Below are 24,020 nucleotides of genomic sequence, written 5' to 3' on the forward strand. Positions count from 1 at the left end.
TTCCTGCCGCTGTGACGAGGCGCGTTGCGCCTCGCCCTTTGCCGTTACGAGTCGCCCGAACCGGCGACGCTTCGCGTCGTCGCAGCGGCAGGAATGCCGCCGCTCCGGGCTCCGCCTGCTGTTTGCGAGCTTCGAATCCGGCAGCCAGACCGGCAGCAAAAGCCTGCCGCTACGGTTCACTCCGTCTCCGTTTTGTCCTTGCCCGGTCATGCTGAGGAACCTGCCCTGGAAATCGCTGCTCGGCCTGGCTTTCGCGATCGTGTCCGGAATGACGGCGGGCGGAGCGCTGCTCGGGGCGGTGGTGTTTCCCCTGGTGGGCAAGCTCCTGCTCGGCATGGCGGAGCCGGGCGCGGGAGAACTGGCCCTCAAGGGAGCGCGCATGCTGGCGTTTTTTCTGGGAGCCGTGTGGGCGCCGGGAATCGCCGTAGTGGTTTGCGCGATACGCGCGCGCCGGATGATGCGTGGCGAGGATCCGCGCTAGCCGCGGTGGCGCAGTTCGTCCAGCGCGGCGAAAACGGTTTCCGGGTCCAGCCGCTCCAGCCGCCGGTCAGGCGCCACAAGCACTTGCGAGCGCGGCCCTCCGACGGGCCAGGGAGCGTAACGCCGGGGGGAGGTCGGCCCGAAGAGCGCGAGCACGCGGTTGCCCACCGCTCCGGCAAGATGGGTGGGGCCGGTGTCGTTGCCGATGAAAACGGAGGGCTGCCGGATCAGGGCGACCGTCTCCTCGAGGGAGACACCGGTGAGATTGAGAAACCGGCCGGCGGGCGGAGGGCGGAGGAGGGCGGTCTGCCGGCCGGCGCACCAGGCGACGCGGCTCTCCGGAATACGTTCGAGGATGAGATGGGTGAGTGCTTCGAAACCGGGCCAGTTTTTGGCGGGTTTGCTGCTGTCGGTGCAGATGACGAAGGTGCGGAGCGGATCGCCGGAAAAGAACGGCTGCCAGTCGAAGACCGGGCCGGGCCGGAGCTCGAGCGGATGGGGAATCGCGGTGGAGAGGCCGAGAGCCTGGAGATAAATCTGCTGGCGGGTGACAACGTGCGCATCGTGCAGCGCGGCAGGAATCTCCAGTTGCCGGAAGCCGAAGTGCCGTTGTGGCCAGCGCCGGCTGCGCTGCATCCATTTCTCCGGCGCGCGCGCGAACAGGGCCATGGTCGAGTCACGCAACATGCCATGCATGTTCCAGACCACGTCGAAGCGTCGTCGGCGCAACGCCCGCCACACATCGAAAAACCCCCGGAGGCCGGCCTCGCGGGACCACGGGATCGTGTCGTGCACGGAGGCGAAGATCCGGGTGACGGGGGCGAAGCGGTCCCTGACCAACCAGGTGATGCGGCACTCCGGCAACTGGCGGGCGAGGGCGGCGGTGACATGGATGCGTTGTATAATGTCTCCCATGGCTGTCAGCCGGATGGCGAGGAGGCTTTTTACAGGGCTGGGTGCTATTCCGGAAGCCGGAGACGATGGCATGATGCGGTGCCAGGAAAGAAAGTTGTTCCGGGATGTCACGTGCGCTTTCGCACTTTGCCTCCGGCGTGGAAACAAAGGTCCTGTTTATAATGCCAAAAGGCCGCTGTGAGCAGAGGCCGGACTTGTATAGCGGGCACGATCCGGCCACTAGACAGGGGATGGCTTTTCAGCGTCCGTTTAATGTAAGACAAATCGCCGCTCTCCAGGCCGAGCTGACCGTGCGCTGGCACGGCGCCTGCCCGCCGGCGGTCGAGGCTGCGGGCGATGAGTTTGACCGGTTGGTGGTACAGAATCACTTATATAATTTCCAGTTATGGCACGAGGAAGACGTGGCCCGGCGCGACGATCTCGGCTTCGAGCGTGTATATCAGGCCAAACGTTCGATCGATCGCTATAACCAGAGGCGCAATGACATGATCGAGGAGATGGACAAGGCGCTGGTGATCGCGCTGGAACCGCCCGAGTCGGGATGCCCGCGAAATTCGGAAACACCGGGCATGATTATCGACCGGTTATCCATTCTCGCCCTGAAAGAATATCACATGGCGGAGGAAACGCGGCGCGCGGATGTCGAGGCGGCCCATCGGGAATCCTGCGCGGCGAAGCTGGAGCGTATCGTCCGCCAGCGTGACGATCTGACGGAGAGCCTCGCCACCCTGCTGGAGGACGTGATCGCCGGCCGGCGCACCTTTGCCGTTTACTACCAGTTCAAGATGTACAACGACCCGGCGCTCAACCCGCAACTCTACCGCCGGCGCGAGGTGGCCCGGCGCAGTTCACGCCGGAAGGTCGCCCGCAGCGCGTGACGGCACGGGAGCCCGGGCGGCGTCCGCGGGCATCGTTGCCAGTTATCCTCCTTGAAAGAATAAACTTCGCTTGCGGGACGGGTGGCGGCTTCCAGCATGATCCGTTTTCCATGTCAGAGACCTCCCAACCCGACCTCGACGGAGCACCGGGCGCTTTCGGGCGCTCCCGCCGCCGTTCGCTGCGCCGGACCGCCGGCCTTCTGAAGCGTTTTCGCTGGTGGCTGGAGGCAGCCGGGTACGAACTTTGCGAGAGCACGCTGGCCTTGCTGCCGGCGGCGACGGTGGCGGGCTGGGGCGAGGCGATCGGTGACGGGTGCTGGCGATTGCTCGGCAGCCGGCGACGGACGGTGCGGCGCAATCTCCGCATCGCTTTTGCCGGCGAGAAAACCCTCGCCGAAATCGATGCGATGACGCGCGAGGTTTTCCGGCGCAGCGGCGCCAATCTGCTTTCGGCCCTGCGGTGCGTGAAAATCCGGCAAGACGAATTGCGCCGGCTGGTGACCGTGGCGAACCCGGAGCTGATGGCGGAGATTCTGGCCGCAGACGCTGGAGGCGCGGTCGGCATCCTGCCGCACATGGGCAACTGGGAAGCGCTGTCGCAGATGTTTCCGTTGCTGGTGCCGGACCGGCCGACAGGGACGATCTACCGTTTCATCAAAAACCCGATGCTCGACCGGCGGGTCAAGGATGCCCGGCAGCGCATGGGCATGGTGCTGTTCGAAAAACATTCGGGTCCTCTGGAAATGGCGGCGTTTTTGCGCCGGCGGGGCTGGCTCGGCGTGCTCTCGGACCAGCGGGTGGAGCGGGCGGGCGAAATCGTTCCCTACTTCGGGCGCCTCACGAGCTGCACGCCGTTGCCGGCTCTGATGGCGCGGCGCACGGGGGCGACGATCTTCGGCGTATCCATGCGCACGACAGCGCCGGGCCATTGGCGGCTGAAATTTCACCGGCTGGGCGACAGCACCTCCTCGACGACGGCCTGCATGCGCCTGCTGGAGGAAGTGATCCGGGAAAGTCCGGAAGACGTTTTCTGGTTGCAGGACCGCTGGCGGGTGCGGCGGGACAACCCCGCCTCGCTCAGCGGCCGGCTGCCCCGCGACGCGATCGCGGCGGCCTGGACCAGGCCGCGCCGTGCGCTCGTCTGGGTTCGCGATCCGGCCCGGGCTCCGCAACTGCCAAAAGCTGCGGCCGGGGATCTTTTGTGGGAATATGTGCTGCCGGCGGGAAACCCGGCGCCGGCGTGGCTGCCGGCCGGAGCTTGCACCCATATACTGGATACGGCCTGCGCGGATATCCCGGTCCTTGCGAAAGCGTTGCTGGCGATTGACGAGGCCGCGGCTTTGCCCCTGGAGTTCGTGATCGTGGACAAGGAGTGCCTGGCGGTGCAGGAGGCCTGCCGGAAACTGGATTTTTCCGTGATCATTCCGGCGTCGGGACAGGAGGCCGTTGCCCCGTGAACACGCAGACGGGACACAACCGGAAACCCTGCCGCATCCGGGTGCTTTCCGATGGCCGGCCGGGTCACGAGAACCAGAGCATTGGCCTGGCGCAGGCCGTGCAGCGGCGACTCGGGGGTGAGACGGCGGCGACGGTGGACGTGGTGCGATTTGCCCCCGGCGCCAGCCTGTGCGGACGCATCCGGGCGGCGCGGGCGGAGGGCGAAGGCGCGCCGAGGCTCGTCATCGCGGCGGGGCATTCCACGCACCTGCCGCTGTGGCTGGCGGCGCTGCGCTTCGGGGCGCCTTCGGTGGTCATCATGAAGCCGTCGCTGCCGGTGTGGCTGTTTGACCTGTGTTTTGCGCCACGGCACGACCTGCGCGGTGCCCTCGCCGACGGGGCAAGCGGAGGGCGCGAGCGAATCGTGCCGACCTTGGGCGCGCTCAATCGCCTGCCGGAAAGGACGGCGGAAGAGATCGCGGCGGCAAAGGAGCCGCGGGGGCTTCTCCTGCTGGGCGGACCGTCGAAGCATCACGGCTGGGATATGGCGGCGCTCGTGCCGGCGGTGGTCGCTGTGCTGGCCGCCCGCCCGGATCTGTCATGGACGATCGGAGACTCGCGTCGTACGCCGGTGGATACGCTGGAGCGGCTGCGGGCCGCCGGCGCGCAGGCGCAGTTCGCCCCGCACGGACAAACGGGACCCGGCTGGCTGCCGGAGCAACTGGCGAAGGCAAGCGAGGCGTGGGTGACGGAAGACAGTGTCTCGATGATCCATGAGGCGGTGACGGCCGGTGCCCGGACGGGCGTGTTGCCGGTGCCACGGTTGCGGGCAAACGACCGTGTGGCGCGATCCGTGGATGAACTCGTGGCGGCGGGCTATGCGACCCGATTCGCAGACTGGCAGGCGGGCGGACGCGCCCTGCGGAAACCGCCGGGACTGCTCCACGAAACCGGGCGGTGCGCGGAGATCGTCACGCAACGATTTTTTTAGCCCACGAAACACACGAAAGGACACGAAAAAATCAGGCGAACAAAAGACCTGACTTTCTCTTCACCTGCCGGATCGACCTGGAGCATTCTTTTCCCGGGTATTTTTTTCGTGTCCTTTCGTGTGTTTCGTGGGCCATTTATTCCGGATTGGAGTGATCCGGGAAAGAGGGCTTGCCAAGTGCGACAGGGGAGGTCCGATGGGATCATGCGAATTTTACAGGTCGGCTATGCGCAAACACGTCGTTGGGGGAAGGCGCGGGTCAGCACGGAGCACAAGCTGTACAACGGCCTGGTCCGTAATTTTCACCATGTCCTGCATTTCAGCGACCGTGACCTGGCCTCCTTTTTGGCGCCATTTGGCTGGCGTGATCTGGGAAAAAGGGCGGCAAATCGCAAGCTGGTCGAAGTCGCCGGTAATTTCCGGCCGGAGATGATCCTGCTGGGCCATTGCGATATTATCACCAACGCCACCCTCGGGGAGATCCGGCGGAGATTGCCGGAGGTCCGTATCGCCTACAGGAACGTGGATCCGCTCTTTGTCCCGCACAATGTCGAGGCCATCCATCATCGTACCGATTCAGTGGATACCATTTTTATTACGACGGCGGGCCCCGGGCTGGACCAGTTCCGGGGAAAACGGGCCTCCATCCACTACATGCCGAACCCCACGGATGCGGCGGTGGAGCACCTGAATAACGCGGAAAAAGAGCAGTTGCCCTACGATCTGTTCTTCTGCGGAAACAGCGACGAGCACACACGGCGCAAGGAAACGGTGGTGGCCCTGAAGCAGGCTTTCGAGGGCAGCAATATCGTGTTCAGGACGTATGGCTACTTCGGCGAACCGAATGTCTGGGGGCACGACTATGATGCGGTGCTGGCCCGGGCGCGCATGGGGCTGAACCTGAACCGGCAGGAAGGCGATTATCTCTATTCCTCGGCCCGGCTTGCCCAGCTGATGGGCAACGGGATTGTCCCGCTCATCCACAATGCCTGCCGGATGCAGGACCTGATCGGACCGGACCGGGCGATTTTTTTTGAAGAGCAGGAAGAACTCATCGCGAAAATCCGGCAGCTCAAGGCGGACGATGCGCTGCGTCGCCGGATCGCGGCGGAAGGGCGGCGTTTTTACCGGGAGCATTTTTCCAGCGAGCGAGTTGCGCAGTATATCGTCGAGCGGACCACGGGGCAGCCTTTCAGCCACGATTACATCTGGGCCGATTACTGAGGTCGTGGGCACGGAGCAGAAAAACCCGAAAAAATTTTAACCTCGCATGGTTTCGGAAACCATAATTCTGCTTCCTTGGAAATGTGTTCCTCCTCTCACGGGTTTTCGTCGCTGCAACCGTCGCCTCCGCGCCTGTTGCAGATGATGCTGTCCACCCGGCCGGGAGGGGCGGAAACCTTCTTCGAGAAGCTGGGTCTGGCCTTTGCCGAGGCCGGGGTGCCCCAGTGCCTGGTTATCGAGCCAAATGCCGAACGGGAACGGCTCTTCGCAAAGTACCCGCACGTGGAAGTGGTCCCGATCCGGTTCGGCGGATGGCGGGAGTGGAAAGCCCGGCGTGCCCTGAAGGCGACGTTCGAGCGTTTCGCGCCGGATGCCGCGCTGACCTGGATGAACCGGGCCTCGCGACGGGCGCCGCGAGGCTATTGCCCGGTGGTGGGGCGCCTGGGCGGGTACTACAAAATCAGATACTACCGGCGCTGCGACCATCTGGTGGGCATCACCCCTGATCTTGTCGCGCATATTCGCGCTGCCGGCTGGCCGGCAAACGCCAGCAGCCTGATTCCGAATTTCGGGGAAACTCCGCAAACGGACGGCGACGCAAGCCGCGCACGGGAGGATTTGCGCCGGGAGTTCGGAATCGGGCCGGGAGACACGGCGCTGCTGGCGCTCGGGCGTCTGCATCCGGTCAAGGCGCATGACACCCTGCTCAAGGCGATGGCGGAAGTACCGGGAACGATCCTTCTCCTCGCCGGCGAGGGACCGCTGGAAGCCGGGTTGCGTGAACTGGCCCGCGGATTGGGCCTTGCGGACCGGGTGCGTTTTCTGGGATGGCGCCGGGATGTGGCAGCCTTGTTCAGCGCCTGCGACATTTCCGTTTTCCCTTCCCGTTATGAGCCGAACGGCAATGTGGTCATGGAATCCTGGGCACACCGGAAGCCGCTGATTGCTTCCCGGGCGAAAGGACCGGAGTGGCTGGTCGAAGACGGTGTGGATGGCCTGCTCTTCGATATCGACTCGGTCCCGCAACTCCGGGACCGGCTTGTGCAGCTCAGGTCCGACCCGGCGCTTTGCGCCCGGCTGGTTCGCAACGGCGAGGAGAAGTGGCGAAAGGGTTTTTCCCGGAGAGCGGTCGTCGGGCAGTACCTGGAGCTGTTTGAGTCGCTGGCCAGGCGGAACCAGAGCGGTCCCTCACTGAAATGAAGGTGCTCCAAATTCTTCCCGAACTGAATTCCGGCGGCGTCGAACGCGGCACGCTGGAGGTTGCCGCTCATCTGGTCGCGCGGGGGCACGAGGCGCTGGTGGTTTCCCATGGCGGACGTCTGGTGAAAGACCTGGAAGCAGCGGGCGGGCGTCAGATCACGATGCCGGTCCATCGCAAGCATCCGTCATCCCTGTTGCAGGTGCGTCCGCTCCGGCGCCTGTTCGAGCGCGAACGGCCCGATGTCGTGCATATCCGTTCGCGGGTGCCGGGCTGGATTGCGTGGCTGGCCTGGCGAAAGATGAACCCGGCGACGCGTCCGCGGCTCGTTTCGACGGTCCACGGTTTTTATTCGGTCAACGCGTATTCGGCGATCATGACACGCGGCGAACGCGTGATCGCGGTATCGGAAAGCGTGCGGGATTACGTGAGGAAAAACTGGCCGCGCGCGCTGGCCGTGCGCGAGCCGGGGCGGCTGACCGTGATCCATCGCGGGGTGGACCCGCAGGCGTACGGGCGCGATTTCGCGCCTTCGGCGGAGTGGCTGGCCGGATGGCGGCGGGAAAGGCCGGAACTGGACGGGCGCGACGTGCTGTTGCTGCCGGGCCGGCTCACGCGATGGAAGGGGCAGGAGGATTTTTTTCAACTCGTCGCGAACCTGCTTCGCCAGGGGTTGCCGGTGCACGGCGTGCTGGCCGGCGAGACCCATCCGCGCAAAAGGGAGTACGAGGGGGAATTGCGGGCGCTGGCGGGGCGGCTCGGGATCGCGGAACGCGTCACGTTTCTGGGGCACCGGAATGACTTGCGCGAGGTGATGGCGATGGCGCGGATGGTGTTTTCGCTTTCGATCCAGCCGGAGGCGTTCGGGCGGGTGTCGATGGAGGCGATGGCGCTCGGCAGGCCGGTGGTGGCCTACGATCACGGTGGCGTGGCCGAGCAGTTGCGGGTGATGTTCCCGCGCGGCCTGGTGACGCCGGGCGATGTGAGGGCGGCGACCGGACGGACGCAGGAACTGTTGCTCCAGCCGGAGACTCCGGCGGACGTGGCGCCGGAGTTCACGCTGGCGCGAATGACGGAGGCGACGCTGGAGGTTTACCGCGGGCTGGCGGGCGAGGGGCACGGCGCATGCCGGACGGACAGCCGCTTGTGATGCGATTATCTGCGGAGGATTTCGTTGCGGGGCCCGTCAAAAGAAGCCCCGGCCTCTTTCAGCCGGCGGCGCAGATGACGCACCACATCGTTGCCCCCGATCTCCCCTGAACGGTGCCGGACCAGCAGGTCAATCCGCCGGTGAAAATCCCGCAGCTGCCTCGCCGCCTTTTTCCTGGCCAACCCTTTCACCAGCCGTTCGGGCTGGAAAAAGGAAGCGTACCCGAGGCCGTCGATCACCGCGAGATAGGCGGGCCGGGAATCCGGCTGGACCAGCAGGATATTGTGCAGGAGCAAGGCGCGCGAAGGAGGGGTTTCCCTGATCCAGAAAGCTTCAAACCGGTTGACGATTTCCCTGATTCGCTCGCTCAAACCCTCCTCCCAGATGTGCCACTCCAGAGTGTGGGAGATGTTACCATCCGCATCCCGGTAAAGGGTCGTTACCCCGCCTGGCCCGAGGTTGGTCATCACGCTGCCGTGCCAGACCGGGAAGCGATGCCGCTCCGCGGAACTTACCCGCTCTCCGATGGCCGCCAGTTGCTCCCGCTCCTCGCGGTTTTCATCAAAGGCGTCGAGGGGCCGGAGCCGTTTCGGCCAGGGAGCGCCGGCCCGCTTGAGCTCCGGCGTGCGATCAGGCAAGGCGACTTTGACACACAGGGCGGGATCGGCCGGATGCACATGGCAGGTCCGATTCCCGCCATAGGCGAAAGGAGGCGGCAGTTCCAGGATGCCGCCATGCGGCGGTGATTGCGGCGACGGGATCCCGGGAGACGAAAAGCACATTTCCGGAGAAGCAGAATTATGATTTCCGAAACCATACGAGGCTAAAATTTTTTCAGGGCATCGTCGAGGGCGGCCAGGGCGGCGCGGGTTTCCCTGGCCAGCCGGCGGATTTCGGTGACGTTGCCCGACCGGGTCGGGACGGCTGCGATGGCCGGGGGTTGCCCGCCGGTTTCTCCCGTGAGGAGAAACTCCATGCTGACTCCGAGAGCTGTGGCGAGGGAATGGAGCGCGTCTGCCCTGGGTAGGGCATCATTCAGCCATAACGACACGTTGCTTTGGGTAACACCTGCCATCGAAGCGATGTCGGCTTGCGTCAGGCTGCGTTCGGCCATCAGGCGGCGCAAAATCGCCGAATATACGAGTTTTCTTGTTGTGTCATTCTGGGGAGGCGGGTTTGGTTTAACAAGTTTTCTTATTTTCATTGGAACGGCATGGATAACGAAGCGCAAAAACGGGCGGGTGTCACTCACCGCACTCTTCACGATACGCGACGGATAACCGCCTTGCGGCGCAAGGGCTGGAGTTGGCGGCGAGCCGCCATCGCGCTGGGGTGCAGCTATACGCATCTGGCTCATATGCTGACCGGGCGGAGGGAGAGCGCTGTTCTGGCCGCTCGCATTGATGCCCTGCCGATCAGTGAACAACCCTACCGGACCAGCGGTTTCGCTGCCAAACGGGAGAAAGCCATCTTGTGAGCGCCTCACGGACGATCGTTACGCTCAAGTGGGGTTCGCTCTACGGCCCGGAATACGTGAACCGCCTCCGCCGTGCGGTTGCCCGCCATTTGCCGTCTCCTCACCGGTTCGTCTGTTTCACGGATGATCCCGTCGGTCTCGATCCGGAGATCGAGGCCTTGCCCATCCCGCCAGTCGACCTGCCTCCGGAGAAAATCGGCACGGGTTGGCGCAAACTCTGCCTGTTCGGGCCGGAGGCGCCGCTGGAGGGTTCCTGTCTCTTTCTCGATCTGGATATTGTCATCACAGGCGACCTGGAGCGGTTTTTTACCTGGAAGCCCGGCAGCATTCCCATCATCCACAACTGGATCGAATGGCACAAGACGTTATTCCGGAAACGTCCCGAAATCGGCAACTCCTCGGTGTTCCGGTTCGAGGGCGGCAAATGCGGGTTCATTTTCGAACAGTTCCGGCGCGAAAGGGACCGGGCGTTGGAAGCTTTCCACCCGTCGCAGACATACCTGACGCATTGTATCCGTTCCCGAATGGCGTATTGGCCGGAGGAGTGGGTGCGCAGTTTCAAGCGCCATTGTCGTCCCGCCTTTCCGCTGAATCTGTTCATGGCACCCCGGCGTCCCCGGGGTTGCTCGATCATCGCCTTCCACGGACGGCCGAATCCGGATGAAGTCATCGGAGGATTCGATGACGGCAAACTCCACCATCGGGTGAAACCGGCGTCATGGGTAGCCGAATACTGGCGGTGAACGCCAGTGCGTTCCCACGTCCGCTTTCTCCGATGAGAATTCTCCAGATACTCCCTGCACTGGATTCCGGGGGCGTCGAGGCCGGCGTGCTGGACATTGCCGGGCACATGGCAGGGCGGGGCCACGATTCGCTGGTGGTTTCCAGGGGAGGGCGGCTGGTTGCGGCGCTGGAGAAAACGGGCAGCCGTCATGTGACGATGCCGGTTCACTGGAAGCGGCTGTGGTCGCTGTTGCAGGTGCGCCCCTTGCGACGGCTGTTCGAGCACGAGCGGCCCGACGTGGTGCATGTTCATTCGCGGGTCCCGGCCTGGCTGACCTGGCTGGCGTGGGGAAAGATGAACCCGGTGGCGCGTCCGCGGCTGGTTTCGACCGTGCACGGGTTTTATTCGGTCAACCGGTATTCGGAAATCATGACACGCGGCGAGCGGGTGATCGCGGTGTCGGCGAGTGTTCGCGACTATATCCGGGAAAATTATCCGCGCACGGCGCCGGATCGTATCCGGGTGATTCCGTGGGGTGTGGACCCGGAAAGGTATCCCCGCGATTTTCGTCCCTCCAGGGAATGGCTCTCGAGGTGGCGACTGGAATACCCGGGACTGGACGGGCGTGAGTTGCTTCTCTTGCCCGGACGGCTTACGCGCTGGAAAGGACAGGAGGATTTTTTCCGGTTGGTGGCAGGGTTGCTCGCCGGGGGGTTGCCCGTGCAGGGAGCGCTGGCGGGCGAGGCTCATCCCCGGAAGAAGGCGTACGAGCGGGAACTGCGGGCGCTGGCGGAGCGGCTCGGGATTGCGGAGCGTATCACGTTTCTCGGACACCGGAACGACTTGCGCGAGATCATGGCCATGGCGCGGGTGGTGTTTTCGCTTTCGACCCGTCCGGAGGCGTTTGGCCGGATATCGCTGGAGGCGATGGCGATCGGCAAGCCCGTGGTGGCCTACGATCATGGCGGCGTGGGTGAACAACTGCGCGCGATGTTTCCGCAGGGTCTGGTGCGAGTCGGCGACGTGAACGGGGCGGCGGCGCGCACGCGCGCCTTGCTGCTTCGCCCGCAAACTCCGGGCGCATTGCCCGGCGAATTCATGCTGACACAGACCGCAAGCGCGACAGAGGACGTTTACCGGTCGTTGATGGCGGAGCAGGAGGGGAACCGCCGATGATAAAGGCTTTTGTCGATTCCCGATGCACCTGTTGCAATACCGGCTCCGTGTAAAGTTTATGGCCAAAGGACGCGTCGGATCCGGAGCCGACGTCTGGCTCCGGCAGTTTCCCGGCCGGAGCGGATCGTGGGGGCGCTGCGATTTCAGCTTCGATCCGGACGAACGCCGTTACGACTGGCTCGTCGTTTATGACGATCTGCCGGCGATCGCACATGAACGCCACTCCGTGCGCAGCGAACCGCTTGCCTGCCATCCGCGCAACACGCTGCTCGTCACCACGGAACCGGCCTCGGTCAAATGCTACGGCGACGATTTCCTGAACCAGTTCGGGCATGTGCTGACAAGCCAGGAGCCTTGGGTGATCCGTCATCCCGGAGCGATTTTCAGCCAGCCGGGCCTGCGCTGGTTTTACGGCGCAGGCAAAACGGCGATACGCGATTTCGATGCCATCGCCTCGTCGGGGGCTCCCCGAAAGACGGCCGATCTCGCGACCGTCTGTTCCGACAAGCGCCAGCGTCACACGCTGCACCGCGCCCGTTACGAGTTCGTCCAGACTCTGCGCGGGTTGCTTCCGCACATGGATGTTTTCGGTCACGGCGTCCGCTTTATCGAAGACAAGGCGGAGGCGATCGATCCCTACCGGTATCACCTGGCCGTCGAAAATCACCGGGCCTGCCATCACTGGACGGAAAAGCTGGCGGACCCGTTTCTCGGGCTATCCATGCCGTTCTATTACGGTTGCCCGAATGCAGCGGACTATTTTCCGGAGGAAAGTTTTGTGACGATCGATATCCGCAATCCCGCCGGAGCGGCAGAAATCATCCGGCGGACCCTTCGCGACAATCTTCATTCCAGGCACCTTTCCGCGCTGCTCGAAGCTCGTCGTCGCGTGCTCTGCGAGTACAACCTGTTTTCGGTTGTGAGCCGTCTTGCGGAGTCACTGCACGAAGGCTCCGTCAGGACACGGTCACAGGTGTATATCCGGAGCAGGCATGCGCTGCGTTGCGGCAACCCGTGGAAGATCGCGCGATTCGCCTTCGAAAAACTGGCGATCCGTCGTGCCTTGCGACAGGCGCGGGGCGCCGGATAAAGGGCGCCCCTCGCCGGTATCAGTCCGCGAGCGCGACTTCACGCGTCCAGGCTTCGCCGCCTTGGGGGGCGTACTTGTCTTTCTGGGCAGCGGGGCGCTGCCAGACAAGTTCGTTGACGTCGGGATCGAAACGGGGAAGGTCAGCGGCCAGCTGAAGGTTGCCGGCGAGACAGCCGCCTTCCGCTTTGTAGGGATTTACGAATACGGCGTAGCGGCCGGTGGCCGATCCGGAGGCGGATGCGGACACCCTGGCTCCGTCGGGGAGGGTGCTTTTCAGGGTCAGTCTGTTTTTGACGCTGATTTTTACCCGCGTGCTCGCCAACGGGTCTGGTCCGGCTTCGGTGCCATCCGGCACGAGGACGAGGGAGGGGGTGTAGCTGCCGGTCCAGGTGCGCACGGAGGAGACGACGAGGGAATCGTCGCCGGAGGCGATGTCGCTGCCGTCGTGGACGACAACGCTGATTTCGCCGTCGGAATCGATCCCGAGATCGCCGGCTTCGATGACGAGCGGCGCCATGCGCGATCGCCTGATGACGAGCGGGAGCGGGTTGCTGGCCGAATCGTCCCCGGCCACGGAGGCGAATGTGCCCCGGATTGAATGCGTCTTGCGATCCCGGGTGAGCTTGCCGGTCCAGGAACCTTTGGCATTGACCGTGAGCACGAGCTTGCCGACGGGAACGGAGGTGGCGGCGGATTCAATGAGAACCTCGCGGGTGCCGGTGAGAGCGACCGGGAAGGGGTTCACGGCAATGACCAGGCGGCTTTCGGCGCTTTTGACCGACCGCTGCTTTGTCCAGAAGCTGACCGTGTAGAGGCCGGGCTTGGCGGTGACCTGGCCCGTGATCTGACCCGTGTGCGGGTCGAGCTTCAGCCCTTTGGGCAGGCCCTTGGCATGGAAACGCGCACCGGCCGCAATCGCCTCGCTCGAAACGGAGAGAGGAATGTGTCCGGGGCCGACCATCGATCCGACGTTGAGGGTCAGCGCGTCGTCCGTGGAGATGACGGGGGCGGAGGGTACGGGGGTCCCGGGTTTCCCGCCGCTTCCCCCGCTGCCGGGTTTGCCGGAGGGAGCGCCGTTTTTGTCGAATTTCAGTTCGCGGCGGTCAGAGAGTTCGATTTCGTAGCCGGAGCGTTCGCGGTCGATCTCGACGACAAAGGCCGAAGGATAGTTGGCCCGGACATAGGCAAGGATGCCTGCAGGGATGACGCTGTCGGGGAGCGCCCGGCCGTTGCCGTCGATGTTGTCCCATTCGCCGGCGAGGGTGAATTCGATTTCGATGTTGTTGTTGAGGTAAACGTCATAGCTGTCGTCATCCCTTTCGGCGCGGAAGATGGCGGCTCCCGGGAAATGGGTGGCGATGAAGTTCCGGGCCGCCTGCGGAAGGCTGTCGGCCGGGATGATGATATCGCGGGCGGAAGCTGTAGCCGGAGTGCCGATACAGGCGGCCGCCGCGAGGAGCAGGATGGCGAGTTTTGTTTTCATGATGTGTGTTGTTGTTTGTGTCCAGGGGAGAGGGTCGGAAGGGCGCTCGCGGGAGGGTCAGAGGACGAGGCGCATGAGTGTCCAGCCGGGGCGGTCGGTGATGCAGTGGAGCCGGCCACCGTGGGCGGTGATAATTTCACGGCAGATGCTCAGGCCGAGTCCGCTGCCGCCGGTGTCGCGGGAACGGGATTCGTCAATGCGCACGAAGCGGTCGAAGATTTTCTCTTCCATACCGGGGTGGATGCCGGCGCCGGTGTTGGCAATTTCGATGATGGCGCCGTTGCGATCCGGAGTGTCATGCCCGGGACGGAGGGTGCAGGTGACACGGCCGCCGGAGTGATTGTATTTGATGGCGTTATCCACGAGATTGAGAAGCACGCGGCGGAGGGCGGCGGGATCCGCCTCGATGGAAATATGCGGGTCGAGGTCGGTTTCGAGCGTGATCCCGTGAGGTTCGGCGAGGATGGAGGCATCTTCGAGGACGTCTTCAACGAGGCGGGCAAGATCGATTCCGGTTTTGGCGAGGGTGAGGCGGCCGGCATCGACCTGGGTGAGGAGCAGGAGCTGTTCGGTGATGGCGGAGAGGCGCTGCACATGTTCGAGCAGGCCGGCGGCGGTCGCGGCGGGGATGACGTTGCCGTTGCTGCGCCGGAGGGCGGTTTCGAGTTCGCCGCGAATGATGGTCAGCGGCGTGCGGAGTTCGTGGGAGGCGTCGGCAGTGAAGCGGATGGTCTGGCGGAAGGCTCCGTCGATGCGGGCGAGCATGTCGTTGAGCACGGAGGTAAGACGGATGATTTCCCGCGGGCCGGACGGCGCCGGCAGGCGGACGCCGAGCGAGCGGGAATCGATGCGTCCGGTGGCGGCGATGATGCCCTGGAGCGAGCGCAGTTCGCGGCGGAGCATCCACCAGGAACCGGCGCCGAGAAGCAGCATGGCGACGGGCAGCGCCCAGGCGAAGGCGGAAAACAGGTCTTCGAGGACATCCCACGCTTCGTCTTCGATTTCCTCTTCGGTGGCGTTGGTCATGACGTCTTCGAGGACGTCGATCTGTTCGTAGTAGAGCATCACGCCGGTAACGCTGCAAAACACCGCCAGCACGAGGAGAGTGAGAAGAGCGATGAACAGGGAAAGCCGCCAGCGCAGGGGCCATTGCCGCATGCCGCGCAGGTTCATGACGACTCCTCCTCTCCGACGTAGTAGCCGAAGCCGCGCCGGGTGTGGATGAGTTTCACATCCTCTCCGTCGTCAATCTTGCGGCGGAGGCGTTGCACGTAGACGTCGACAATGTTGGTGCCGGGGTCGAACTGGTAATCCCATACGTATTCGCAGATGCGGGCGCGGGTGACGACCCGGCCGGGCGAGCGCATGAGGCATTCGAGAAGGGCAAATTCCCGGGTGCTGAGTTCGATGCGGCGATCGCCGCGCCGGGCGATGCGTTTGACAAAATCGAGCGTGAGATTGGCGACGCGATGGACGGTGAGCCGGCTGGAGTCGTTGCTGCGCCGGAGAAGGGCATGGAGGCGGGCGACGAGTTCGTCGACGGCGAAGGGCTTGACGAGGTAATCGTCGGCGCCGAGGTTGAGGCCTTCGACCCGTTCTTCGGTGCTGCCGCGCGCCGTGAGCAGGAGAACGGGGAGAGTCATGCCGCGCTGGCGCATTTCCCGGAGGATGCTCAGGCCGTCGCGTCCGGGGAGCATGATGTCGAGGACAAGGACATCGTAGGGGGTGGTTTCGAGCACCGGCAGGACTTCGTCGCCGCGGTGAAGCGTATCGACGGAGAATCCCGACTCCCTGAGGCTGCTGGCCACAAAGCGGGCGATGGGTTTTTCGTCTTCTGCGACCAGGATTCTCATGACGGACAGGTTACGGGAGGCCCGGGCGTGTGCACCGGGCCCGCATGGTGATGCGGCAGATAATGTAACATTTATGCATTAACATTCCCTGAACCGGAGATGACAATTCATTCATGTTGGTGAATGCGGTGATCGCAGGTATGCCGGGTTTTCCTCCTCGCCCGTCCGGGTGGATTGCGTTGGGTTGGACGTTTTCCCGATGACTTCCCGCGACCGTTTCCTTGCCGCCTGCGCCTGCCAGCCGCTCGAACGTCCGCCGCTCTGGGTGATGCGGCAGGCCGGGCGTTACCTGCCGGAATACCGGGTGCTCAAGGCGCAGTCGTCGTTTTTGCACATGGTGCGCACGCCGGAACTGGCCACCGAGGTCACACTCCAGCCGTTGCAGCGGTTTCCGGGGATCGATGCGGCGATCCTGTTTTCCGACATTCTGGTGATTCCCGAAGCGCTGGGGCAGGCTTACGCTTTTCGCGACACCGGCGGCATCGAAATGGCGGGACGGATCGAAACGCGGGCGCAGGTCGAGGCGCTCGCCCCGGCGGAGGCCGTGCCCGAACGGCTCGGCTACGTGGCCGACGCCCTCCGGCTCATCCGGCGAGAGGTCGGCGATGCGAAGGCCGTGCTCGGCTTCGGCGGCTCGCCGTGGACGCTTGCCACCTACATGGTCGAAGGCGGCAGCTCCGATGATTTCGGGCGCGTCAAACTGCTCTTCTACACCGACCGGGCCGCGTTCGATGCGTTGCTGGAAAAACTCGCCGACGCGCTGGTTGTGTATTTCCGGATGCAGATCGAAGCCGGCGTCGATGCCATCCAGATTTTCGATTCGTGGGGCGGGATCATCGCGGGGCCGGATTACGAGGCGGCGTCGCTTTGCTGGATTCGACGGATCGTCGCCGCGCTGCCGGCCGGGTTTCCGGTGATCCTGTATGCGAAGGGCACGGCGCCGCACGTGGCGGCCCAGGCCGGGACAGGCATCCGGGTGCTCAGCATCGACTGGACCAATGACCTGGCGGCGGTCCGGCGTTCGCTGGCGCCGGCGGGCGTGGCCGTGCAGGGGAATCTCGATCCGGTGCTCATGCAAACGACCCCGGAAATCGTGAGGTGTGAGGCCACGAGGTTGCTCGACTCCATGCGCGGGCTGCACGGGCACATTTTCAACCTCGGGCACGGGATCACGCCGCAGGCAAAAATCGAGGCGATGGAGGCGCTGGTCGATACGGTGACGGGGTGGCGGTGAATCTCCCCGAAAAACGGGTTTTAACCACTAATGGACACTAATGGACACTAATGGAAAACAGGTTGATTTGCCGTTGGTTACATTGGTTCGGATTAGTGGCCATTAGTGTCCATTAGTGGTTAAAAATCTGTTTCAGAACCTCCCGTAATTGATTCAGGTAACAAATCTGCCATGTCTGCCTCCCTCCCTCCCCCCCCGCCACCACCACACACACACACGCAGGCGCGGTTGCCTGTCGCCGTCATCGGCGGCGGCATCACCGGGCTCACCGCAGCCTGGCGGCTCGCGCGCGAGGGTCATCCGGTGCGGCTTTTCGAAGCGTCCCCGCGGCCTGGCGGGCTGATTCGCAGCGAACGCGATGGCGAGTGGCTGAGCGAGGCCGGGCCCAACTCGCTGCTCGACAACAAACCGGAACTCGCAGCGCTGCTCGCCGAGCTCGGACTGGAGGAGGCCCGCCAGTATGCGCAGCCAGCGGCGAAAAAGCGGTTTATCGTGCGTCGCGGCCGTCCGCTGGCGGCGCCGTCGTCGCCGGTGTCGGCGGTGACCACGCCGCTGCTTTCGTTGCGCGGGAAGCTGCGGATTTTCGGCGACCTGTTTTGGCGGCCCCGCCCGCGGGCGGAGGATCTGCCGCTGGGCGAATTTGCCGCGGCGCATTTCGGGCGTGAACTGGCCGATTATGCGGTCGATCCATTTGTCTCCGGCATCTACGCGGGGGATCCGCAGAGACTTTCGGCCCGGTATGCGTTTCCGTTGCTGTGGGAACTGGAACAAAAACACGGCTCCCTTATCCGGGGCGGGATCGCCGCGGCGAAGGCGCGCCGCGCCACCCGGCCGGCAGGACCGGCAGAAAAACCGCGCCCGCCGCGGGCGAGGATTTTTTCGTTTGCAGAGGGGCTGGAGACGATCCCCGCCGCGCTCGCGGAGCGGTTGCCGGCCGGTTGCGTGGAGACGGGAGCGCGTGTCGTGCGGCTGGTGCCGCCGGTGGCCCGCGGAGGCGCCTGGGAGGTGGTGTGGGAACGAAAGGACGAAAAGGGCGCAAGCGGTGTCGAGGGGCGGCTGACGGAGCGGGTGGCGGCGGTGATCCTGGCGTTGCCGGGCGAGGCGCTGGCGCGGCTGGAAATCGGAGCGAACGGAGAACACCCGCTGGCGGCGCTGGCGGAGGTGGAGTATCCGCCGGTGGCGTCACTGTTTCTCGGATACAGGCGTGAACAGGTGCGGCATCCGCTCGACGGTTTCGGGATGCTGGCGCCGTCGAAAGAAAACCGGAATCTGCTCGGCGTGCTCTTTTCCTCGACGCTGTTTCCCGGCCGGGCACCGGCGGGGCATATCGCGCTCACGGTGCTGGCGGGCGGGGTGCAGCGGCCGGAGCTGGCGCGGATGGAGCTGCCTTCGCTCATGGGCATCGTGCGCGCCGAGTTGCTGGAGTTGCTCGGCGTATCGGGCGATCCGGTGTACGTGAAGCACCGCGTCACGCCGCACGCGATCCCCCAGTACAATCTCGGTTACGGGAGATTTCACACGGTGATCGAGGCTGCCGAAACCGCGCATCCGGGGCTTCTGGTCGGCGGACCGGTCCGCGACGGCATCGCGGTGAGCGCCTGCGTGGCCGCAGGAGAAAAACTGGCCCGGCGCGTGGTTGCGTAATCCGCGGGGGCCTGTTTTCCTGCATTTTTCCTGCTTTTTTTCTGACGATCCCGCCTTTCTTTTCCATGAAAACGCTGTTCCAACGTATCATCGACCGGGAAATTCCCGCCAAAATCGAGCACGAGGACGACCGGTGCATCGTCATCCACGACATCGAGCCGCAGGCGCCCGTGCATCTGCTCATCATCCCGAAAACCGTGATCCCGCGCGTGGGCGAGGCGACGGTGGCGGACGAGGGCACACTCGGGCACCTGCTGCTCGTGGCCGGAGTGGTGGCGAAAAAGCTCGGCCTCGAACGCGGTTTCCGCCTCGTCATCAACCACGGTCCGGATGCCTGCGAGAGCGTGCCGCACCTGCACGTGCACCTGCTCGCGAAGCGCCAGATGGGCTGGCCTCCGGGATAGGCAGAATTGCGGATTTCACATTTTCCATGCGACTTCTTGTTTCCAACGACGACGGCATCGACAGTCTGTTTTTCCACGAACTGATCCATGCGCTGCGGGATGCGGGGCATACGCTCTACGTCGTGGCTCCGAAACATGAGCAAAGCTGGACAGGCGCGGGAAAGTCGCGGCATCGCACGGTGACGTCGGAAGCGGTCGAGCGCGGGTTCGGATGTCCGTCCTGGACGGTGGACGGGACGCCCGCCGATTGCGTCAATATCGCGCTGGCCCATCTGCTGCCCCGTATTGAAGGAAAAACTACGCCGGATGTCGGGGCGGTGGTCAGCGGCATCAATCTGGGGCGCAACACCGCGCTCGGTTTCATCATGGCGAGCGGCACCATCGCCGCGGCGTGGGAGGGGGCGATTCACGGACTGCCAGCGATCGCGTTTTCGCAAGAACTGGACACAGCCGCTTTCGGGCGGCTGAAAAAGGGCGAGCCGATGGACGCCGTTCTCCGGGAGACGCTGGCGGCGTCGGTCGCGCATGCGGTGCGGTTGACGGAGGCGCTGCTGGCTCCCCAAACGAAAACGCCGGCGCCGTTTGTGGTGCACAATGTCAATTTCCCGCATCCTTGCGGTGCGGAGACGCCGGTGCGGCGGACGATCCCGGCGCAGGTGCGCACGCCGGGGCTTTTCAGCCCGGCGGCGGATGACGGCACGCATCGCTTCGTGTATGCGGATGCGGTGGATGTTTCTCCTCCCGGCCAGCTTACGGACAAGGCGGCGCTGGCAGCCGGAGTGATCAGTCACAGTGTGCTGGATTATACGCGGCTGGGCGTGGCGGAGGGGTGAGGCCTGTGGCAACGACGTAGCGGCATGCGTCCCGGCATGCCGTCCGGAGCGGGCGGGACGCCCGCGGCACCGGGAGCGCCGGCATCCTTGCCGGCACCGTGCTGATGGCGCCGGGAGGCAACGATAGCCGGCAGGATGCCGGCGCTCCCGGTCGGAGAGGCAACGGATGCGGGCGGGACGCCCGCGCCACAGAGCGCGCTCAGCGGCGTTTCCAGGCGGCGATGAACATGCCGTTGGCGTTGTGCTCGTGAGGCCAGAGGGTGAGACGGGCATCGGAGGCGCCGGGGATCGGGAGTGGTTCGAAATCCGTGGTGTGCGCGGCGGTGAAGGCGTCGGCGATGGCGGTGGTCTCGCTGCGGGTGAGCGTGCAGACGGCGTAGACGAGGCGTCCGCCGGGCTTGAGCGCCGGGGCGGCGTGGGCGAGGAGTTGCTGCTGGATGGCGGCGAGTTCGCGGACGTCGTCGGGCGAGGTGGTCCAGCGGGCATGCGGGTTGCGCTGCCAGGTGCCGGTTCCGCTGCACGGGGCGTCGAGGAGGATGCCGTCGAACTTTGTTTTGGTGGGGAGGACGGGGCCGCCGTTCCAGGGGACGGCGCGGTAGTTCCAGGCGTGGGCGCGGGAAGCGCGCTTGCGCAGGGTGGCGAGGCGGCCGGTGTGGCGGTCGGTCGCCCAGATGAGGCCGCGGTTGTCCATCAGGTCGGAGAGGTGGAGCGTCTTGCCGCCTTCGCCGCAGCAGGCGTCCCACCAGGTTTCCCCGGGCTGCGGAGTGCAGGCGTGGCCGACGAGTTGCGAGGCGAGATCCTGGATTTCGAAGAGACCCTGTTTGAATTCGTCGGTGCGGAAGAGATCCTTGGGGCCGGTATAACGGAAGGCGGTGGGCGCCGTGAGGAGGGAGGAGGCGGGCGCCGGTTCGCAGTGGCCGAGGGCGCGGGGGAGTTTTTCGGCAAATTCCCGCTGCGCGCGAATCCAGAGCGGAGCAGGCCTCTGGAGCGCGCGGAGCCAGGCGGTGCGGGCGTCGGGCGAGGGGAAGTCGATTTCGTCGAGCACCCAGGCGGGAACGGCGCGGACGGCGAGGGTTTCTTTTTTGATGGCGGCGGGATCGGCGTCGAAGCGGCGCTGGAGGTCGAGCGCGGCGGCGATCCGGGCGGGGCGGGCGCCGGCATCGTCGAGCCAGGAGAGCCAGCGAAAGTAACTGAAAACAGCGTGCGCGATGTCGCGGCGCTCGGCGGGCGAGAGGTGGCGGAGCTGGCCGAGTTCGCGGCGGAGAGCATGGTCCGCCGGGTTGTCGGGCGAAATCTTGTCGATGATGAGCGCGGCGCGCTGGGAGAGAGCGGACATGAAGGCAGGCGGTGAAGGACGGTGAATGGAGATGACCGGGACCGGAGGGCGGCACGGAGTCACCCGGGACAGAAGCCGGAGCGGGCAGCGGGAACAACAGCGAATTGCGGAGAGAGGCGGGGACGTGGCGGCATGCATCCCTGCATGCCGGACACGGGCTGGAAGCCCGTGTCCACGTCGATCCGGCGGCTTCGCCGTCGGCGGGCGAGACGCCCGCGCCACGCGGAGAGGCAACGCTCACGGGCAAGGATGCCCGTGCCACAGCGGGGGGATCAGCTTGCGAAGACTTCCTTCAGGGAAATCGTCAGGCCGGGGAGGAGCGTGCTGCTGAAGGTATCCGCCGCCTTGTACGTGGCGGCAGGGGTTTCGGAGTCGGTGGCAAGCCGGTAGAGCGCGAGGATACGGCGGTCGGGATCGACGATCCACAGTTCCTCGACGCCCGTGCGGGTGTAGATAGCGCGCTTGGGGCCGAGGTCGTATTTGGCGCTGGTTTTCGAGAGGACTTCGATGACGAGATCCGGCGCGCCCTCGATACCATGCTTTTTGATGATGCTGCGGTTTTCTTTCCGGATGAAGAGCACGTCGGGCTGGTAGACGTTGAGATCGGAGAGATAGACGTCGATCGGCGCCATGAAGGCCTTCCCGTCGGGATTGGAGTGCAAGTAATTGCGAAGCAGGAGGTAGAGGTTGCCTGCTATATCTTGATGGAATGAGGAGGGTGAGGGAGCCATGACAAAATCGCCTTCGATGAGCTGATAGTTGGGCGAACCAACCGGGATGAGCGCATAGTCGTGGCGCGTGAGCGGTGGTGCTTGTGTGGCGGGCATGGGTGAAACAATGGCCGGTTTGCCGTCGGGGTCAACCGCCCAGGTAGGCGGCCTGCAGGCGGGGGTCTTCGCGCAGGCGCGCGCTCGGGCCGTCGAGCACGATCCGGCCGGTTTCGAGCACCCAGGCGTGGGTGGAAATCTCCAGGGCGAGCGAGGCGTTTTGCTCCACCAGCAGGATCGTGATGCCCCGCTCGCGGTTGATCTCCGCGATCTTCTCGAAAATCGTCCGGATCAGGCGCGGGGCGATGCCGAGCGAGGGCTCGTCGAGCATCAGGAATTTCGGGTCGCCCATCAGCGCGCGTCCGATCGCCAGCATCTGCTGCTCGCCGCCGGAAAGCGTGCCGGCCACCTGCGCGAGGCGTTCCTTGAGGCGGGGAAAGATGTCGAAAACGTACTCGCGGTTGTAGTCCACGCGGTCGGCATCCGTCTGGAGCCAGGCGCCCATGGCGAGGTTTTCGGCGACGGTGAGGTTGGCAAAAATCATCCGGCCTTCGGGGACGTGACAGAGCCCGCGATCAACGATCCGGTGCGGCGGGAGGCGGGTGATATCGGTATCGGAAAAAATGATACTTCCGGCGCGGGCGCGGAGGAGGCCGGAGATCGTGCGCAGCGTCGTGGTCTTGCCGGCGCCGTTGCCGCCGACGAGCGTGACGATCGCGCCGTGCGGGATTGTGAGCGACACGTCGTGCAGGGCGGCGATCGCTCCATAGGAAACGGAAAGGCCGGAGACGGTCAGCATGGTTTTCATGCGGCCCGCCGGAACGGCGGCGTTTCCGTCGCCGGACGCGTGTCCGCGCGTCACTTCGAAAACCGGCGGGACGGTCGCCCCGTCCGGCAACGGGAACGTCGCCGTTTCCCGGGCGGATTCGTGGCCGAGGTAGGCTTCGATGACGGCCGGGTCCTGCCGGATCTGTTCGGGGGCGCCTTCGGCAATTTTCACGCCGTGGTCGAGGACGGCGATGCGCTCGCAGACATCCATGACCACGCGCATCGAGTGCTCCACGAGCAGGATCGTCAGGTTGAACCGGTCCTTGATTTCCCGGATGAGACGGATGAGCTCGATTTTCTCCGACGGGTTCATGCCGGCGGCGGGCTCATCGAGCAGCAGCAGGCGGGGGCGGGTGGCGAGGCAGCGGACGATTTCGAGGCGGCGCTGTTCGCCGTACGGGAGGCTGCCGGCGGGAGCGTCGCGGAGGCGGAGCAGGTGGAAGATGTCGAGGAGCGTCTCGACTTGCCGGGTGATGGCCGTTTCATCTGCGCGGAAGGCGCGGAGGCGGAGCAGGGTGTGGAACGGGCCGGTGGCGCGGTGCAGGTTGCAGGCGACGCGCACGTTGTCGAAAACGCTGAGGCTGCCGAAAAGCCGGATGTTCTGGAAGGTGCGGGCGATGCCGAGCGCGACGATCTCGTGCATGCGACGGCCGGCCAGAGAACGACCGGCAAACCGCACCGCGCCTGCGCTGGCGGGGTACACGCCGGAGATGAGGTTGAAGAGCGTGGTCTTGCCAGCGCCGTTGGGGCCGATGACGCCGCACAACTCGCCTTCGCGCAGGGCGAGGTCCACGGCATTGACGGCGACAAGGCCGCCGAAACGGACCGTGGCCTTGTCCAGCTCCAGCAACGGGGGCGGCGAGGGTGGTGGCGGAGGACTCGGGTGTGCGGTATCCAC

At 64.9% G+C, this 24,020-nt stretch carries 24 protein-coding genes; 15 read left to right on the plus strand and 9 right to left on the minus strand.

What is annotated here, in order from left to right:
* The first annotated feature begins 208 nt into the window (after positions 1 to 208).
* Complete coding sequence (locus OPIT5_16905; GenBank protein ID AHF91642.1) at positions 209 to 481, plus strand: hypothetical protein; 273 nt, start codon at positions 209 to 211, stop codon at positions 479 to 481.
* Here the strand turns inward: OPIT5_16905 and OPIT5_16910 are convergent.
* Entirely contained in the window at positions 478 to 1,395 is a 918-nt protein-coding gene (locus OPIT5_16910) for a glycosyl transferase family 9 (protein AHF91643.1), read from the minus strand. The genes OPIT5_16905 and OPIT5_16910 overlap by 4 nt on opposite strands.
* Before the next feature lie 230 nt (positions 1,396 to 1,625).
* Between OPIT5_16910 and OPIT5_16915 the strand changes: the two genes are divergently transcribed.
* The 6 genes from OPIT5_16915 to OPIT5_16940 all read left to right on the plus strand — a co-directional run bounded on the left by OPIT5_16915 (position 1,626) and on the right by OPIT5_16940 (position 8,273).
* Positions 1,626 to 2,273, plus strand: coding sequence for a hypothetical protein (locus OPIT5_16915; GenBank protein ID AHF91644.1), 648 nt, complete (start codon positions 1,626 to 1,628; stop codon positions 2,271 to 2,273).
* A 110-nt stretch (positions 2,274 to 2,383) separates the two neighbouring features.
* Positions 2,384 to 3,730: a lipid A biosynthesis acyltransferase gene (locus tag OPIT5_16920; protein ID AHF91645.1), complete on the plus strand. Its 1,347-nt coding sequence runs from the start codon at positions 2,384 to 2,386 to the stop codon at positions 3,728 to 3,730.
* 41 nt (positions 3,731 to 3,771) lie between these two features.
* The gene (locus OPIT5_16925) at positions 3,772 to 4,701 is read left to right on the plus strand and encodes a nucleoside-diphosphate-sugar epimerase (GenBank protein AHF91646.1); all 930 of its coding nucleotides are present in this window, start codon (positions 3,772 to 3,774) and stop codon (positions 4,699 to 4,701) included.
* Between the two features lie 204 nt (positions 4,702 to 4,905).
* Positions 4,906 to 5,925, plus strand: a complete 1,020-nt coding sequence (locus OPIT5_16930; protein ID AHF91647.1) for a hypothetical protein — start codon at positions 4,906 to 4,908, stop codon at positions 5,923 to 5,925.
* An 81-nt stretch (positions 5,926 to 6,006) separates the two neighbouring features.
* A complete protein-coding gene (locus OPIT5_16935; protein ID AHF91648.1) occupies positions 6,007 to 7,125 on the plus strand; it encodes a glycosyl transferase in 1,119 nt (372 codons plus the stop codon).
* Entirely contained in the window at positions 7,122 to 8,273 is a 1,152-nt protein-coding gene (locus tag OPIT5_16940) for a glycosyl transferase (protein AHF91649.1), read from the plus strand. The genes OPIT5_16935 and OPIT5_16940 overlap by 4 nt, the downstream gene beginning before the upstream one ends.
* A gap of 5 nt (positions 8,274 to 8,278) precedes the next feature.
* Here the strand turns inward: OPIT5_16940 and OPIT5_16945 are convergent, their stop codons facing one another.
* On the minus strand, positions 8,279 to 9,055 hold the full coding sequence (locus tag OPIT5_16945) for a PhoP regulatory network protein YrbL (GenBank protein ID AHF91650.1): 777 nt from the start codon (positions 9,053 to 9,055) through the stop codon (positions 8,279 to 8,281).
* Positions 9,056 to 9,096: 41 nt separating this feature from the next.
* Positions 9,097 to 9,387 carry a transcriptional regulator gene (locus OPIT5_16950; GenBank protein ID AHF91651.1) on the minus strand — a complete coding sequence of 97 codons (291 nt, stop codon included), beginning with the start codon at positions 9,385 to 9,387 and terminating at the stop codon, positions 9,097 to 9,099.
* A 99-nt stretch (positions 9,388 to 9,486) separates the two neighbouring features.
* On the opposite strand from OPIT5_16950, the gene OPIT5_16955 reads away from it, so the two are divergent.
* From OPIT5_16955 to OPIT5_16970, 4 genes are read left to right on the plus strand one after another with little or no spacing between them, the layout of a single operon-like run.
* Complete coding sequence (locus tag OPIT5_16955) at positions 9,487 to 9,750, plus strand: hypothetical protein (protein AHF91652.1); 264 nt, start codon at positions 9,487 to 9,489, stop codon at positions 9,748 to 9,750.
* Positions 9,747 to 10,493 (plus strand): glycosyl transferase, encoded by a 747-nt coding sequence (locus tag OPIT5_16960; GenBank protein ID AHF91653.1) that lies wholly within the window; start codon positions 9,747 to 9,749, stop codon positions 10,491 to 10,493. Before OPIT5_16955 ends, OPIT5_16960 begins: the two co-directional genes overlap by 4 nt.
* Before the next feature lie 32 nt (positions 10,494 to 10,525).
* A complete protein-coding gene (locus OPIT5_16965; protein AHF91654.1) occupies positions 10,526 to 11,650 on the plus strand; it encodes a glycosyl transferase in 1,125 nt (374 codons plus the stop codon).
* Between the two features lie 22 nt (positions 11,651 to 11,672).
* Positions 11,673 to 12,740, plus strand: coding sequence for a glycosyltransferase (locus tag OPIT5_16970; protein ID AHF91655.1), 1,068 nt, complete (start codon positions 11,673 to 11,675; stop codon positions 12,738 to 12,740).
* A gap of 19 nt (positions 12,741 to 12,759) precedes the next feature.
* On the opposite strand, the gene OPIT5_16975 is transcribed toward OPIT5_16970, so the two are convergent.
* From OPIT5_16975 to OPIT5_16985, 3 genes are read right to left on the minus strand one after another with little or no spacing between them, the layout of a single operon-like run.
* Complete coding sequence (locus OPIT5_16975; protein ID AHF91656.1) at positions 12,760 to 14,223, minus strand: hypothetical protein; 1,464 nt, start codon at positions 14,221 to 14,223, stop codon at positions 12,760 to 12,762.
* 57 nt (positions 14,224 to 14,280) lie between these two features.
* On the minus strand, positions 14,281 to 15,396 hold the full coding sequence (locus OPIT5_16980) for a hypothetical protein (protein AHF94473.1): 1,116 nt from the start codon (positions 15,394 to 15,396) through the stop codon (positions 14,281 to 14,283).
* Positions 15,393 to 16,076 (minus strand): PhoB family transcriptional regulator, encoded by a 684-nt coding sequence (locus tag OPIT5_16985; GenBank protein ID AHF91657.1) that lies wholly within the window; start codon positions 16,074 to 16,076, stop codon positions 15,393 to 15,395. The genes OPIT5_16980 and OPIT5_16985 overlap by 4 nt, the downstream gene beginning before the upstream one ends.
* A gap of 199 nt (positions 16,077 to 16,275) precedes the next feature.
* Between OPIT5_16985 and hemE the strand changes: the two genes are divergently transcribed.
* From hemE to OPIT5_17005, 4 genes are all read left to right on the plus strand, one after another.
* Positions 16,276 to 17,310 (plus strand): uroporphyrinogen decarboxylase, encoded by a 1,035-nt coding sequence (gene hemE / locus OPIT5_16990; protein ID AHF91658.1) that lies wholly within the window; start codon positions 16,276 to 16,278, stop codon positions 17,308 to 17,310.
* Positions 17,311 to 17,481: 171 nt separating this feature from the next.
* Positions 17,482 to 18,954: a protoporphyrinogen oxidase gene (locus tag OPIT5_16995; GenBank protein ID AHF91659.1), complete on the plus strand. Its 1,473-nt coding sequence runs from the start codon at positions 17,482 to 17,484 to the stop codon at positions 18,952 to 18,954.
* A 65-nt stretch (positions 18,955 to 19,019) separates the two neighbouring features.
* Positions 19,020 to 19,358: a zinc-binding protein gene (locus OPIT5_17000; GenBank protein ID AHF91660.1), complete on the plus strand. Its 339-nt coding sequence runs from the start codon at positions 19,020 to 19,022 to the stop codon at positions 19,356 to 19,358.
* A 26-nt stretch (positions 19,359 to 19,384) separates the two neighbouring features.
* The gene (locus tag OPIT5_17005) at positions 19,385 to 20,191 is read left to right on the plus strand and encodes a 5'-nucleotidase (protein AHF91661.1); all 807 of its coding nucleotides are present in this window, start codon (positions 19,385 to 19,387) and stop codon (positions 20,189 to 20,191) included.
* 199 nt (positions 20,192 to 20,390) lie between these two features.
* Here OPIT5_17005 and OPIT5_17010 read toward each other — a convergent pair whose 3' ends face one another.
* The 3 genes from OPIT5_17010 to OPIT5_17020 form a co-directional block, all read right to left on the minus strand.
* Positions 20,391 to 21,527, minus strand: a complete 1,137-nt coding sequence (locus tag OPIT5_17010) for an RNA methyltransferase (GenBank protein ID AHF91662.1) — start codon at positions 21,525 to 21,527, stop codon at positions 20,391 to 20,393.
* Between the two features lie 272 nt (positions 21,528 to 21,799).
* Positions 21,800 to 22,354, minus strand: coding sequence for a hypothetical protein (locus OPIT5_17015; GenBank protein AHF91663.1), 555 nt, complete (start codon positions 22,352 to 22,354; stop codon positions 21,800 to 21,802).
* A gap of 31 nt (positions 22,355 to 22,385) precedes the next feature.
* Entirely contained in the window at positions 22,386 to 24,020 is a 1,635-nt protein-coding gene (locus tag OPIT5_17020; protein ID AHF91664.1) for an ABC transporter, read from the minus strand.

This window comes from Opitutaceae bacterium TAV5 (assembly GCA_000242935.3).
In the GTDB taxonomy this organism is placed as follows: Bacteria; Verrucomicrobiota; Verrucomicrobiia; order Opitutales; family Opitutaceae; genus Geminisphaera.

What these genes read in the sequence shown, in the direction of transcription:
- OPIT5_16905 (AHF91642.1), top strand. Translation starts at nt 209, where the DNA reads ATGCTGAGGAACCTGCCCTGGAAATCGCTGCTCGGCCTGGCTTTCGCG.
- OPIT5_16910 (AHF91643.1), bottom strand. Translation starts at nt 1,395, where the DNA reads ATGGGAGACATTATACAACGCATCCATGTCACCGCCGCCCTCGCCCGC.
- OPIT5_16915 (AHF91644.1), top strand. Translation starts at nt 1,626, where the DNA reads ATGGCTTTTCAGCGTCCGTTTAATGTAAGACAAATCGCCGCTCTCCAG.
- OPIT5_16920 (AHF91645.1), top strand. Translation starts at nt 2,384, where the DNA reads ATGTCAGAGACCTCCCAACCCGACCTCGACGGAGCACCGGGCGCTTTC.
- OPIT5_16930 (AHF91647.1), top strand. Translation starts at nt 4,906, where the DNA reads ATGCGAATTTTACAGGTCGGCTATGCGCAAACACGTCGTTGGGGGAAG.
- OPIT5_16935 (AHF91648.1), top strand. Translation starts at nt 6,007, where the DNA reads ATGTGTTCCTCCTCTCACGGGTTTTCGTCGCTGCAACCGTCGCCTCCG.
- OPIT5_16940 (AHF91649.1), top strand. Translation starts at nt 7,122, where the DNA reads ATGAAGGTGCTCCAAATTCTTCCCGAACTGAATTCCGGCGGCGTCGAA.
- OPIT5_16945 (AHF91650.1), bottom strand. Translation starts at nt 9,055, where the DNA reads ATGTGCTTTTCGTCTCCCGGGATCCCGTCGCCGCAATCACCGCCGCAT.
- OPIT5_16950 (AHF91651.1), bottom strand. Translation starts at nt 9,387, where the DNA reads ATGGCCGAACGCAGCCTGACGCAAGCCGACATCGCTTCGATGGCAGGT.
- OPIT5_16955 (AHF91652.1), top strand. Translation starts at nt 9,487, where the DNA reads ATGGATAACGAAGCGCAAAAACGGGCGGGTGTCACTCACCGCACTCTT.
- OPIT5_16965 (AHF91654.1), top strand. Translation starts at nt 10,526, where the DNA reads ATGAGAATTCTCCAGATACTCCCTGCACTGGATTCCGGGGGCGTCGAG.
- OPIT5_16970 (AHF91655.1), top strand. Translation starts at nt 11,673, where the DNA reads ATGCACCTGTTGCAATACCGGCTCCGTGTAAAGTTTATGGCCAAAGGA.
- OPIT5_16975 (AHF91656.1), bottom strand. Translation starts at nt 14,223, where the DNA reads ATGAAAACAAAACTCGCCATCCTGCTCCTCGCGGCGGCCGCCTGTATC.
- OPIT5_16980 (AHF94473.1), bottom strand. Translation starts at nt 15,396, where the DNA reads ATGAACCTGCGCGGCATGCGGCAATGGCCCCTGCGCTGGCGGCTTTCC.
- OPIT5_16985 (AHF91657.1), bottom strand. Translation starts at nt 16,076, where the DNA reads ATGAGAATCCTGGTCGCAGAAGACGAAAAACCCATCGCCCGCTTTGTG.
- hemE (AHF91658.1), top strand. Translation starts at nt 16,276, where the DNA reads ATGACTTCCCGCGACCGTTTCCTTGCCGCCTGCGCCTGCCAGCCGCTC.
- OPIT5_16995 (AHF91659.1), top strand. Translation starts at nt 17,482, where the DNA reads ATGTCTGCCTCCCTCCCTCCCCCCCCGCCACCACCACACACACACACG.
- OPIT5_17000 (AHF91660.1), top strand. Translation starts at nt 19,020, where the DNA reads ATGAAAACGCTGTTCCAACGTATCATCGACCGGGAAATTCCCGCCAAA.
- OPIT5_17005 (AHF91661.1), top strand. Translation starts at nt 19,385, where the DNA reads ATGCGACTTCTTGTTTCCAACGACGACGGCATCGACAGTCTGTTTTTC.
- OPIT5_17010 (AHF91662.1), bottom strand. Translation starts at nt 21,527, where the DNA reads ATGTCCGCTCTCTCCCAGCGCGCCGCGCTCATCATCGACAAGATTTCG.
- OPIT5_17015 (AHF91663.1), bottom strand. Translation starts at nt 22,354, where the DNA reads ATGCCCGCCACACAAGCACCACCGCTCACGCGCCACGACTATGCGCTC.